This window comes from Chryseobacterium sp. WG14, from assembly GCF_024586945.1.
Lineage (GTDB): Bacteria > Bacteroidota > Bacteroidia > Flavobacteriales > Weeksellaceae > Chryseobacterium.
This window is the reverse complement of record NZ_JALCZD010000016.1, coordinates 63,606-75,942: the sequence shown is the minus strand read 5'-3', so window position 1 is coordinate 75,942 and position 12,337 is coordinate 63,606. Positions and strand designations below refer to the sequence as shown.

General features: G+C 35.3%; 11 protein-coding genes. 5 read left to right on the top strand and 6 right to left on the bottom strand.

What is annotated here, in order from left to right; genetic code table 11:
• Positions 1–27 precede the first annotated feature (27 nt).
• The 4 genes from MP478_RS20660 to tilS all read right to left on the bottom strand — a co-directional run bounded on the left by MP478_RS20660 (position 28) and on the right by tilS (position 5,837).
• Entirely contained in the window at positions 28–546 is a 519-nt protein-coding gene (locus tag MP478_RS20660; protein WP_257201522.1) for a biopolymer transporter ExbD, read from the bottom strand.
• A 197-nt stretch (positions 547–743) separates the two neighbouring features.
• Complete coding sequence (locus MP478_RS20655; RefSeq protein ID WP_230037462.1) at positions 744–2,282, bottom strand: T9SS type A sorting domain-containing protein; 1,539 nt, start codon at positions 2,280–2,282, stop codon at positions 744–746.
• A gap of 149 nt (positions 2,283–2,431) precedes the next feature.
• Positions 2,432–4,498 (bottom strand): thioredoxin family protein, encoded by a 2,067-nt coding sequence (locus MP478_RS20650; RefSeq protein ID WP_257201521.1) that lies wholly within the window; start codon positions 4,496–4,498, stop codon positions 2,432–2,434.
• The gene (gene tilS, locus MP478_RS20645) at positions 4,488–5,837 is read right to left on the bottom strand and encodes a tRNA lysidine(34) synthetase TilS (RefSeq protein WP_257201520.1); all 1,350 of its coding nucleotides are present in this window, start codon (positions 5,835–5,837) and stop codon (positions 4,488–4,490) included. Before tilS ends, MP478_RS20650 begins: the two co-directional genes overlap by 11 nt.
• 87 nt (positions 5,838–5,924) lie before the next feature.
• Between tilS and MP478_RS20640 the strand changes: the two genes are divergently transcribed.
• The 5 genes from MP478_RS20640 to MP478_RS20620 all read left to right on the top strand — a co-directional run bounded on the left by MP478_RS20640 (position 5,925) and on the right by MP478_RS20620 (position 10,951).
• Positions 5,925–6,758: an OmpA family protein gene (locus MP478_RS20640; protein WP_230037468.1), complete on the top strand. Its 834-nt coding sequence runs from the start codon at positions 5,925–5,927 to the stop codon at positions 6,756–6,758.
• A 1,015-nt stretch (positions 6,759–7,773) separates the two neighbouring features.
• Positions 7,774–8,421: an O-methyltransferase gene (locus MP478_RS20635; RefSeq protein ID WP_230037470.1), complete on the top strand. Its 648-nt coding sequence runs from the start codon at positions 7,774–7,776 to the stop codon at positions 8,419–8,421.
• Between the two features lie 89 nt (positions 8,422–8,510).
• The gene (locus MP478_RS20630) at positions 8,511–9,227 is read left to right on the top strand and encodes a C40 family peptidase (protein WP_230037472.1); all 717 of its coding nucleotides are present in this window, start codon (positions 8,511–8,513) and stop codon (positions 9,225–9,227) included.
• A 3-nt stretch (positions 9,228–9,230) separates the two neighbouring features.
• A complete protein-coding gene (locus MP478_RS20625; RefSeq protein ID WP_257201519.1) occupies positions 9,231–9,716 on the top strand; it encodes a DUF1648 domain-containing protein in 486 nt (161 codons plus the stop codon).
• A 41-nt stretch (positions 9,717–9,757) separates the two neighbouring features.
• Positions 9,758–10,951, top strand: a complete 1,194-nt coding sequence (locus MP478_RS20620; protein ID WP_373691734.1) for a 3-deoxy-D-manno-octulosonic acid transferase — start codon at positions 9,758–9,760, stop codon at positions 10,949–10,951.
• Here the strand turns inward: MP478_RS20620 and MP478_RS20615 are convergent.
• Both MP478_RS20615 and MP478_RS20610 read right to left on the bottom strand, forming a co-directional pair.
• Positions 10,943–11,569, bottom strand: a complete 627-nt coding sequence (locus MP478_RS20615) for a deoxyuridine 5'-triphosphate nucleotidohydrolase (protein WP_257189962.1) — start codon at positions 11,567–11,569, stop codon at positions 10,943–10,945. The two genes, MP478_RS20620 and MP478_RS20615, sit on opposite strands and share 9 nt — an antisense overlap.
• Positions 11,569–12,324 (bottom strand): glycosyltransferase, encoded by a 756-nt coding sequence (locus MP478_RS20610; protein WP_257189961.1) that lies wholly within the window; start codon positions 12,322–12,324, stop codon positions 11,569–11,571. The genes MP478_RS20615 and MP478_RS20610 overlap by 1 nt, the downstream gene beginning before the upstream one ends.
• Positions 12,325–12,337 lie beyond the last annotated feature (13 nt).

Genomic DNA, 12,337 nt, shown 5'->3' with positions numbered 1-12,337 from the left:
GAGCATTTTTAAAATGCTCTTTCTCTTTTATTGAACTAAGTCTTTATAAACCTTCGTTTCCCAAGGTTTGATATCTGCAACGCCATAACGTTCCTTTTTTGCAATAGCAAGGTTATCAAGCATATCTACAAAATTTTTATAGTTGGCTTCATCAGTCGGTTTGATAATGACGGTGAAGTTTTCAGGTTTAGGAGCATTTTTGTATGCTTCAGCAATGATTTTTGAAATCTTTATCCCACTGAAATCGGTCTCTTTCAGGTTGCTTGCATTTAAATCTGCCGCATTGCTCTGATGATAAAATATCCGGTTGTCTTTTCCCAGGATGAATGTTACCTGGTTTTTCTGATCCATTACGACAGGTCCTGAAGGAGGATCTCCTTTTGCCGGAAGTCCCAGATCCATCACATTGGGTTTTGTGAAATTGGTAGTGAACATAAAGAAAGTGATCAGTAGAAATCCCAAATCTACCATAGGAGTCATATCAACTCTTATTAATTTCTTTTTTTGCTTGCCGCCTTGTTTTTCTTGTGCGATTACTTCAGCCATAATTAATACTTTAAATGTTAAACGGTATTTGATGAAAACTTTTAAAACCCGATCGTAGTTTGGTTGAATTCATACAAAGTTTATACCTAAATTTCTTAAATGCTATGAATTTGTGAAAATTAATTATTATTTGATATGAAAAAGCCTTTTGATATTTTAATTTCATAAGGCTTTAAGAGTTTTTAACTGTATGGCGTTTATTTTTTTAGGATTAGTTTTTCATTTAAAATGATTTTTCCCTTATTTTCAATTTGAATCATATAAATTCCCGGAATTAGCTGAGAGGTATTTATTATTACTTTGTCTTCATGACAATTTTTAGACAATAGCTTTCTTCCGGATGTATCAGTAATGGTCACAACTGATCCGCCTGGGAGATTACTGATATTAATAAAATCTTTGGCAGGATTAGGAAAGAAAGATATAGGTCTGTTTGTTTTCATCTCCGTAGTAGATAATGTTGTGGTAGGCATAAGTTTTACAATCCAGAAATCTGAAAAACCATCTGAATGATTTCCTGAAACGTCTCCATCATTAGAGTCTGTATTACCTGCAAGAATAAATCCTCCATCCGCTGTTTCTATTGCTGAATACAGTTGATCTGTAGCACTTCCTCCTAAACTTTTCTCCCATATAATACTGCCTGTTGAATTAAGTTTGGCAACATAAAAATTGTCTGTGAAATCTGTTGAGCTTGTTGTGGTTCCTCCAATAAGGTAGCCGTTATCTGATGTTAATTCAACAGATGAAGCCCCATCATAACCGGTTCCGCCAAGAAACTGTTTCCATTGAATATCTCCGGTATTGTTAAGTTTAAAAATCCAAATATTGGGTGAATTACTATTTCCTGTAGCATCTCCGTCTGTAGAATTACTGTTTCCTGCTACAATATAGCCTCCGTCCATGGTTTGCTTTATTGCAGTAGCGTAATCATCATGACTGCCGCCTATCTTTTTTTGCCATTGCAGATCTCCGGACGAATTTAACTTGATAATCAGACAGTCGCTATAAGAAATGCCTCCAATTGTGCTGTTTGTACTGCCGGCTACGATATAGCCTCCCTCTGCAGTTTGCTGGATAGAGTAGGCGTAGTCTTTACTATTGCTACCATACGACTTTTGCCACTGCAGATTTCCAGCTTGATCCAGTTTGACGATCCAGAAATCTTCTTCTCCATATGCAACGGTAACATCTCCGTTTGAAGAATTGGTATAGCCTGCAATGACATAGCCGTTATCAGTAGTTTGTTGAATGGAATAAGCTTGTTCAACAATACCTCCTCCGAAAGTTTTTTCCCACTGAATATTTCCCGATGAATCAAGCTTTACAATCCAATAATCAAAACTCCCATGGCTTCCTGTAACATCTCCATCTGATGAAGCAGCTGTTCCTGCGATAATATAGCCGCCATCATTTGTCTGTTGGATGGAGTTTGCTTCTTCAATACTGTTGCCTCCCAATGATTTTTGCCATTGTATATCTCCCGAACTGTTCAGTTTTACAATCCAATAATCAGTCATATAAGGTTGGCCACCGGAGTGATTTCCTGTGACATCTCCATCGGTAGAACTTGAATGTCCTGCAACAATATAGCCTCCATCGGTAGTATGTTTAATTGACTTTGCCCATTCTAGATTGCTTCCTCCAAGTGATTTTTGCCACTGGATATTGGGTGCTTGGGCATACATTGAAATAGAGCAGCCTAAGACTGCCAGCATGTAAAATAACTTTTTCATTTGCGTTTAATTTAGAATTGTTTTCTAAATATATTGAAAAAGATTTTACTTAATGAAAACGACTTAGTAAGTGTTGATTTATTTCTAATAAGTGTAAAAAAAGCCTTACCAATGAATTGATAAGGCTTTAGTGTATTTTGAAATAAAATCTATTTATTTTTCTTGAAGAAATCTACTCCGCATTCTAAGAATTTTTTGAAATCCTCTTTTGGCATATATCCGGAAACAGGGGTATTGATCACTTTTCCGTCAGGAGTTATTAAAACATAGTGAGGCTGAGAGTTATTATTAAAGTTAACCTGTTGGAATAAGCTCCATCTGTCACCAATTGTTTTTACTTTTTTAATCTGTCCTTCCCCAAGGTCTATTTTAGTTTTTTGATCTTCAGGAAGCTCTTCTTTATCATCTACATATAAAGAAGCTAATACCACGTCGTTTTGCAGTATAGGCAGAATATCCGGTTCACTCCAGACAAATTCTTCCATTTTTCTACAGTTTTCACAACCGTATCCCGTAAAGTCAATTAAGATGGGTTTGTTTTCCTTTTTGGCAAGCTCAATAGCTTTGAAAAAATCATGCTCAGGATGCATTCCTAAAATTCCGTCTTTCTCATCGTGGAAATAGCTAACATTCAGTGGAGGTAAAATACCACTTAACAGCTGAAGTTTCGGACGTTCAGAAGGAATTAATCCCTGGATCAGATAAATGACAAATCCAAAACCTAATACTCCAAGAATCTTTCTGGTGATCGAGATCTTTGGTTTTTTATCATCATGCGGGAACTTGATCAGCCCGAATAAATATAAAGCAAGCCCAAGAGCAACAATGATCCAGATGGCGATGAAAAGTTCTCTTTTCAGGAAGAAAGTTTTGGAAACCAAATCTGCCTTGGATAAGAATTTTAATGCTAATGCCAATTCTACGAATCCTAACACAACTTTCACAGTATTCATCCATCCTCCGGATTTTGGAAGACTTTGCAACGCTTGTGGGAATAAAGCCAATAGCCCGAAAACAATCGCCCACGCCAGCCCAAATCCTGCTAGTGCAAAAGTCAGCAGCATAGGAACATTGGAAGATCCTGTTACCGCACTTCCCAGTAAACTTCCTAAAATAGGTCCTGTACAAGAGAATGAAACAATAACCAGCGTAAGTGCCATAAAGAAGATTCCAATGATCCCTCCGGCTTCTTCTGCTTTCGAAGATTTATTGGCAATGGAACTAGGTAGTGTAATATCATAATACCCGAAGAAACTTCCGGCAAAGAAAATAAAGATGATAAAGAAGGCAATATTCAGCCATACACTTGTAGAAATTTCATTGAAGATATTTCCGGCAATTCCGTCAATGATATGGAAAGGGATACTTAATAAGACAAAAATAAGAAGGATGAAAAATCCGTAGATAATAGCGTCTCTTTTTCCTTTTGCTTTATCTTTATTTCCTTTGGTAAAGAATGAAACCGTTAAAGGAATCATAGGGAAAACACAAGGTGTTAGCAAGGCAATTAAACCTCCGATAAATCCTAAGAACAGGTATGTCCAGTAGTTTTCTTCTACCTGTGTAGATGCTGTCCCACAGTCTGTCAGTGGATTTTTAAAATCCAATGTTTCAATTTTTAGCTGTTTAGGATCTAATTTTGAAACTTCAGAAACGGTAACTTCTTGTTTTGGAGGATTTTCGGTAATTTTTTCAACTGTTTTCACCGAGTCTTTTACAGCTGCAGGTGTTTCTTCAACAGCCTCTTCAGTGGCTCCTTTCGGAGTTAGTTTTTGATTGAATTCTAAAGTATTGGGAGCTAAACAAACCCTGTCGTCACAAGTCTGATACGTAATCTCAGAAGTAACATCGGCTGGTTTTGCAGGATCTTTTAATTTGAATTTTTGTTTGAACCCTGCTGAATTGGAGTAAAAAACAATAGTTCCTCCAAAAGCCTCGGAAAATTCTTCATGCTTTTTACCCACCTCGGTAAATTTTCCGATCAGTTCAATATTTTTTCCTGAAACTTTATACTCAGTAGGAATTCCGGTGTCTTCCGGTAAATCTTTTGAGTAGATATGCCAGCCTTTTTCCATGGTGGCATTTAAAACCGCTTCATACTGGTTATTTCCCAGTTCATTGATGGTGAATTTAAACTTTACAGGATTTTTTATCTGCGCATTAATTCCCGTCGCTAAAAATAGCAGAATTAATAAAAACCAATTTCTAAATTTCATTTTTCGTTTCATTAAAAATTTTGAGACTCCATTTTGTTTTCTCATCCTTAGTATATTTTCTGTCCTGCCTGAAAGGGAGTATTCCAAGTACGGAATTATTGCTGTCAGCCAGTATCCAAATTTTTTGCCTCGCTAAAATAGATAATTTTTCGTCCCTAAAAAATTTAGAAACTTTCTTTTTTCCTGAAAAACCAATAGGGTAAAACTCGTCACCATCCTGTTGCTTTCTCAGGCGCAATGGAAACTGAAGTTTTTCAGCATCAAAATCCCATTCAAAATCCTTATTGATTCCATCAATGTCTTCAATAGTATTTTTAAGGTTAATATTGATTTGTTTTTCAGAAAAATTAAAATGATAAATCAGGATAACTTCCTCTGTAGACTTCTGTTCTTTATTCCTGTCGAGAAATATCAATTCATCACGGTTAACGATCAGTTGGTATTCTTTTGAAAAAAAAGAGCTGTTGTTTTCAGCAGTAAAAATTTTAGGGATTTCTTCCTCCTGATTAAATCCATATTTTTTTAAAATTTCAAACTTTATAAAGTCACTTTCCCGATCCAGCTTTTCTTTTGATAAAATTTTGTAGTCTTTGTTAAATAGAGAAAGCTTATTTTCTATTTCTCCCACCTGTTTCTGAACAAAATCTTTAGTTTGATTCAGATAAGAAGAACTCTTTTTGAAATTTTCAAGAAAATGATCATTGGTTTCCAATAGTTTGGGAACGATTTCGTTTCTGATCTTATTTCTTAAATAATCACTTTTTTTATTGGAGAGATCCTCACGGAATTCGATATGGTTTTCCTTGGCAAACTGGTAAATTTCTTTTTTGGAAAAATTTAAAAGTGGTCGGATTATATTATTGTCATGAGAAGGAATACCGCTCAGTCCATTAATGCCAGATGCTTTGGACAGATTAATGATAAAAGTTTCCAGCTGATCATTAAGATGATGTGCGGTAACAAGAAATTCCAGCTTCTCCTGATTCCGGATTTCTTTAAAAAAATGATAACGGAGTTCTCTTGCCCAAAGCTGAATAGAGTGGTCCGGTTTTTTATCTTTTTCAGAAACTTCATACAGATGAAACTTTATATGATTTTTCTCACAAAAATCCTGAACAACTTTCTGATCAAGATCTGAATCTTCATCACGAAGTTTATAATTGATGTGAGCGATCTGTATTTCACAGTTTTTATCTTGCCCATTGTCCCGTAAATCCTGAAATAATGAGGCCAGAACCATAGAGTCTGCTCCTCCGCTCACCGCCAGAAGGTAGGAGTGTTTTTCAGGTTGATCAACGAGGTTTTCCAATTGATTTTTAAAGCTTGTTTTTTTCAACATATACGTTGAGAATTTCTTTTATGCAAAGATAACCGATATAATTCAATTGAATTTTCCTAACTTTGATTGGTCTAAAAATGATTATTTATGAAGATTTTAAAAATTTTAGCAGTTTCTGCAATGGCGCTGGGTATGACATCTTGTGTAAGCAAGAAACAATACGATGCCCTGAGCACAAACTATAAGCAGTGTATTGAAAATATCGGAGAAAGACAAAGAGAAATTCAGGATCTGAAATCTCAGAATTCTGCATTAGCAGGGGAGAACAGCTTACTGAAAAGCCAGCATGATGCGTTGAAATCATCTCTGGATGCATGTCTTTCAAATACAGGAAAAAGCTCTGCTAACATCGATAAATTGGTAAGTGAAATCAACTCTTCAAACTCATACATCAAGCAATTGATTTCAAACAATGCTAAAAATGACAGCTTGAATCTGGCATTGTCTAATAAGCTGAAGAGATCTTTAGATAACGTTTCTGATGAAGATGTACAGGTGAAGGTACTGAAAGGGGTAGTAATGATCTCGCTTTCAGATAAAATGTTATACAAAACAGGAGATTACAATATCTTACCTGCTGCTCAGGAAGTCTTAGGTAAAGTAGCGAAAGTAATCAATGATTATGATAAATATTCTGTACTGATAGAAGGTAACACAGATAATGCTCCATTAAATTCTACAAACCTGCCTAGAGATAACTGGGATCTTTCTGCATTAAGAGGAACTTCTGTTGCTAAAGTTCTTCAGACTCAGTTTGGAGTAGATCCTGCGAGAATGACAGCAGGAGGGCGTTCTGAATACAACCCTAAAGCTACAAACATGAGTGTTTCCGGTAGAGGGGAAAACAGAAGAACTGAAATCATCATTATGCCTAAGCTTGATGAATTTATGAAACTGATGGATATCGCTCCAAAGAAATAATTAAAACAATTATAATAAAAACAATAAATCCCGAAGAAATTCGGGATTTATTGTTTTTATGAAATAAGTTCATCTTTTTCAAAAGATGGATCTAAGGTTAATCAATAGATGTAATTATTTATAGCAAGCGTAATCTACATCTCTTTCTCTCAACTGCTTTATCATATACCCCACATAAAAAATCCCGAAGAGGCTCGGGATATTTTTTTTTAATCAAATTAATTCTTCCTTTTTAAGAAGAGAAATAATTCTTTGCAAAAATGAATTGGATATTTCGGTCTTCGTTTTTTTTGAAGAAGAGCGTGTATTACCTTTCAGTAATACAGATTTTTGATTCTCACGGTTAGTTTGTTTCTCTTCTGCAATCATTTTTCGTAGTGTTTTTACCCTTTATCCTACACGCAAAATTATAACTATTGTGGTAGCGAAAACATCCGTATTTTCACGGTATTTTGTATGGGGTTTTCCCCGGCCGCTTAATCAGATATATAGAGTTTTTATAGATGAATTCTGGAAAACAGACTGATATGAAAAAATGTCTGTTCAATACATTTGTGTAAAAAATCAATAAAAACACATGTGATTTATGTTTTTAATTATGTGATATCATGATATTTATTTAAAATAATACGTATATTTAAATCTCCATAAAAGGAAATAAATATAGAGGCATCCGAAAATCTTAAAGAGTAGGAAAATAATACTAAACAAAATAAATATGAAAAATTCAAAAAAACTTTCAAGAAGAGAAATGAAAACTGTACAAGGAGCTATTAATGGGTGTAATCCACAGATATTTTGTTCCAGTCCACAGACAAAGTGTTGCCCAGGATGGGTCTGTGCAGGTATAAGACAATATTGTATAGCCATATAATGATTTTTTACATAAAAATTAGATATGTCTAAAAAGAGAGGAATTAATTCCTCTCTTTTTTGTTTTGGATATGGAACAGAAACATGGGTTGTTCAAAAAAGAAATTTTAAAATCCTTAAATTTGTTTAAATTAAATTTTCTATGAGTTTTTTTGAAGAAAAGAATCCTGAAATGGACAGGTATTTGGAAGCACATGCTTCTTCAGAATCAGAAATACTGAAAAAGCTGAGAAGGGAAACCTATCAGAAAACAACACAGCCCCACATGATTTCAGGATATCAGCAAGGAAGACTTTTAACTATTATTTCCCAAATGCTGAAACCCAAAAATGTGCTGGAAATAGGAACATTTACAGGATATGCTACCTTGTGTCTGGCAACAGGTCTTGCTAAGGATGGAAAAATTACAACTTTGGATGTGAATGAAGATCTTGCATACCTGCCAAAGAAATATTTTGAGACGAGTGAATATGCCAGTCAGATTGAATTCAGGCTTCAGGATGCTAAAGAGTTTTTGAAAGAAACAGATGAGGTTTTTGACCTTATTTTTGTGGATGCTGATAAAGAAAATTATGCAGACTATTTTAGACTCATTAAACCGAAAACGAAATCCGGATCTGTAATTATGTTTGATAATGTCTTGTGGTATGGAAAAGTACTGGAAGAAAATCCAAAACAGAAATCTACACAGTCTATCAAAGAATTAAATGATTTAGCGGCAAAAGATGAAGATTTCGAAAATCTTATTTTACCTTTGCGTGATGGAGTAAATTTTCTGAGAAGAAAATAAATTAAAAGATTTAAAAATTAAGAAATTAAAAGATTTTACGGAATCTGATTCTTTAATCTTTAAATCATTCAATCTTTTAATCTTAATGAATGAATAAAGGAATTTGTATTGTTACAGTAGCGCCGGTCCGTGCTGAAAATTCTGACAAAGCGGAAATTGTCACGGAAATATTGTTTGGGGAAAGTGCTGATATTTTGGAGGTTAATAAAAACTGGACTAAGATAAAAATGCACTATGACGGCTATGAGGGATGGATGGATACGAAACAGATAAAGCCTGTAACAGATGAAGAGCTTGCTAACAGAAAAGTTACTATTGTTACTGAAGACTTCTCTTCCGTACTCATGAACGACGGTAAAACTTTGTTATCTATGGGTTCTGAGGTGGAATTTCCTGCTGTAGCCTCAAAAAGAAGTCATGACCTACGGGAAAGTATTGTCCTGGCTGCTCGTGAATTCATTAATGTACCCTATTTATGGGGTGGGAAAAGTTTCTTTGCCGTAGACTGTTCCGGTTTTACCCAGTTGGTTTATAAAATTCATGATATAAAATTACCCAGAGATGCTTCTCAGCAGGCTGAAGTAGGAGAAGCACTTACTTTTGTGGAAGAAACACAGCCTGGAGATCTTGCTTTTTTTGAAAATGCTGAAGGCAAGATTATCCATGTAGGTATTATGCTGGAAAATCAAAAAATTATCCATGCCTCAGGAAAGGTGAGAATTGATACGCTGGACTCTACGGGAATCTTCAATAAAGAAATGAATAAACATACCCATAAGTTGAGAGTACTTAAAAGTGTTATTTAAAATATGAAAATCTCCAGCATATTATTAATTGTAAATACGCTATTGCTTATTGTAATTTGGGCATTTGCAGGAATTAAATATGCTGCATTACCAGAGGTGATTCCTACTCATTTTGACTTTCAGGGAAATGTAGATGGAGAATCTGGAAAAACTGCGATCTGGGCCCTTCCGTGTATTGCTACTTTTATTTCTGTTCTTTTTGTTGGAATATCCAGAGATCCCAATTCTACTTTACTGAATGTTCCTAAAAGTTTTCGTAATAAAGAGACTTTAGAATTGTATGTGTTTTCCCTGCAGCTTCCTGTAATGCTTTTATTTTTAGATATTATTTTAGAGAGCGTTCGGATAGCAGAGGGTAAGCAGACTGATCTCAGTAATGCTATTTTTATTATTCTAGGATTGCTGTTTACAGTGATTGGAGTAGGATTAGTGAAATCAATTCAGGAGAGCCTCACAAAGAAATCTAACGATAAATCAAATCAAAATTGAAACTGATTTACAACATATTTATTAGCCTTCTCATTTTCGGAATGAAGGCTTTCTCTTTGATTAATGATAAAACTAAAAAAGGCGTTGACGGCAGAAGACAATCTTTGGATAAAGTAAAAACTGCCTTTTCAAAAGAAGACAAGGTGGTCTGGATGCATGCCGCAAGCTTGGGAGAATATGAGCAGGGGCTGCCGGTTTTGGAAAAACTAAAAGAAAGACTGCCGGATCACAAAATTCTAGTAACGTTCTTTTCTCCATCGGGTTATGAAAATGTTGTTAAAAAAAAGCATATCGCAGATGTGATCTGCTATCTCCCTTTTGATAAAAAACGTACTGTAAAAGACTTTACATCACAGTTTAATACTCAACTGTTTTTTACGGTGAAGTATGACTATTGGTATAATCTGCTGGCTGAGCTTAAAAGTAAAAATGCAAAGGTGTATGTGATTTCTGCATTGTTCTATGAAAGACAATCTTTCTTTACTTCCTATGGAAAGTGGTTTGTAAAACAACTTCAGCATAATGTAGATTGGTTTTTTCATCAGACTCAGTTTTCCCTTGCTCTTGCTAAAAGTGTAGGCCTGGTGAAATCTTCAGTAACGGGAGATACCAGGTTTGACCGTGTCAGACAGCTTAGGCTACGCGACAATCATGTAGATTATATTGCAGATTTTATAGGGAAAAATAAAGCAATTGTTTTTGGAAGCTCATGGCAGGCAGAGGAGAAAATTGCAGCAACGGTATTCCGAAAAAATTCCAGGTTAAAACTGATTATAGCGCCTCATGACATGAAAAGAGTGGAACATTTAAAAAGTATTTTCCCTGAGGCATTGTTGTATAGCGAAATGCAAACCTCTCAAGCCATAAATCTCAATACTCAACTCTTGATTATAGACAGCATAGGTTTATTGTCAAAGCTGTATTCCTATGCAGATATTGCTGTAGTGGGAGGAGGTTTCCATGATGCAGGGCTGCATAATATCCTGGAGGCAGCCACATTTGGTGTTCCTGTTATTTTTGGGAATCATTACAAAAAGAATCCTGAAGCAGATGACCTTATCTCTGTAGAAGGTGGGAGATCTTTTGCTGATGAAGCTACTGCTGCAGAATTTGTCTTATTTCTTACCAATGACGATAACAAAGAAGAATTGGCAGCAATGTCTCAGAATGCTGAGAAATTTGTTGACGGGAAACCTAATGCTACAGAAATGATCCTTCAGAAAATCCTATCTTAAAAATCCCTGGCTTTTAATCTCTTTCATAATCGTTTCAATATTCTCGGGAATCTTTTCACATTCAAACCAGTTGAAATCAAGGCCATTATTGATGCAGAGTTTTTGCAGGTAATGGTTTTCCAAGATTTTATTTTGGGTATCACTCAGGAGCTCATCAATTTCCATCCAGTAATCTTCATCCAGCTTTTTGGCTAAAATCAGATACTTAAATATTTTATTGATGATATAAAGATACAGCTTGTAGATATTGTCAAACCTCTGCCGGCTGAGATCATCATTATATTCTAAAATGGCATTGATCATCAGTAAATTAAGAGAGATGTCTCCAAATTTATCAGTGGTAATCTTTACATGCTCTGTAACTTCTGCGCTTATTTTGCGGATAATGGTCAGGAAATACTTCGCATTGCCAATATATTTTGAAGCTAAAAGAACCTTTTCGGCTACTTCCTTTTCCATTGCATTTCTTTTATCATCCGTGGTTTCAGGATCAATAAGTTCGAAATATAATTTTTTAGACAGCAGTTTGTCCTTTTTTAAAAGTCTGAAGATAAGTTTATCCTTTTCAGGGCCGGAAAAGGCACTCAGTGCTGCTTTAAATTCTTTTGAATACTCCATTAATTAAAAATTTTTGAATACTTTAAAAATCCGTTTACTGCCCAGTTGACAGTGTAATACAATGATTTTACAGTAGAAAAGCCCATAAAATCCTTATAGACCAGATATTGGTCTTTAATAATGTCCTTCTTCTTTCTGGAAACACTGTTTTCCCGCATTCTGTATTTCGCCATTGTTTTGTTGATGGGCATTCCTTCCGGAATTACTTTTAGAAGATTCAGCCACATTACGTGATCCTCACGCTTACTTTTTACGGGAAATAAAAATTTTCCCGCTCTTTTGGTGTCATACATCGTTGAAACCGGAGCTAGTCTGCATGTTTTCAGAAGGTTTGAAAAAGTAACTACCGTGTCAGCCATAAAATCCTTTAATATAGGCTTCAGATGTTCATCACATCGGGAATAATTGCAGTACACAAGCTCTGCATTATGTTCCTGCATATAATCAGTCATGGTTTCCAGATATTCCGGATACCAGTAATCATCAGAATCAAGAAAGGCAATATATCTTCCCTGAGCTCTTTCAAGACTTTTATTTCTGGCATTTCCTGCGCCACCGTTCTTTTCCAGGACCTGTAGTTTTATTCTGGGATCATTGTACTTTCTGAGGATTTCTACGGTATTGTCTTTAGAAAGGTCATCCGTGATCAGCCATTCCCAGTTTTCATAGGTCTGGTTAAGAACAGATTGTATTGTTTCTTCAATGAATTCTGCAGAATTATAACAGGGAGTGATGATGGAGACGAGGTCTTTCATTTGTGGTTTTAAA

Bases quoted from the DNA above. Each gene is read 5' to 3' on its own strand.
- MP478_RS20640 (WP_230037468.1), top strand. From the start codon at position 5,925: ATGAAGATTTTAAAAATTTTAGCAGTTTCTGCAATGGCGCTGGGTATG.
- MP478_RS20615 (WP_257189962.1), bottom strand. From the start codon at position 11,569: ATGGAGTATTCAAAAGAATTTAAAGCAGCACTGAGTGCCTTTTCCGGC.
- MP478_RS20650 (WP_257201521.1), bottom strand. From the start codon at position 4,498: ATGAAATTTAGAAATTGGTTTTTATTAATTCTGCTATTTTTAGCGACG.
- tilS (WP_257201520.1), bottom strand. From the start codon at position 5,837: ATGTTGAAAAAAACAAGCTTTAAAAATCAATTGGAAAACCTCGTTGAT.
- MP478_RS20620 (WP_373691734.1), top strand. From the start codon at position 9,758: ATGAAGGCTTTCTCTTTGATTAATGATAAAACTAAAAAAGGCGTTGAC.
- MP478_RS20655 (WP_230037462.1), bottom strand. From the start codon at position 2,282: ATGAAAAAGTTATTTTACATGCTGGCAGTCTTAGGCTGCTCTATTTCA.
- MP478_RS20625 (WP_257201519.1), top strand. From the start codon at position 9,231: ATGAAAATCTCCAGCATATTATTAATTGTAAATACGCTATTGCTTATT.
- MP478_RS20630 (WP_230037472.1), top strand. From the start codon at position 8,511: ATGAATAAAGGAATTTGTATTGTTACAGTAGCGCCGGTCCGTGCTGAA.
- MP478_RS20635 (WP_230037470.1), top strand. From the start codon at position 7,774: ATGAGTTTTTTTGAAGAAAAGAATCCTGAAATGGACAGGTATTTGGAA.
- MP478_RS20610 (WP_257189961.1), bottom strand. From the start codon at position 12,324: ATGAAAGACCTCGTCTCCATCATCACTCCCTGTTATAATTCTGCAGAA.
- MP478_RS20660 (WP_257201522.1), bottom strand. From the start codon at position 546: ATGGCTGAAGTAATCGCACAAGAAAAACAAGGCGGCAAGCAAAAAAAG.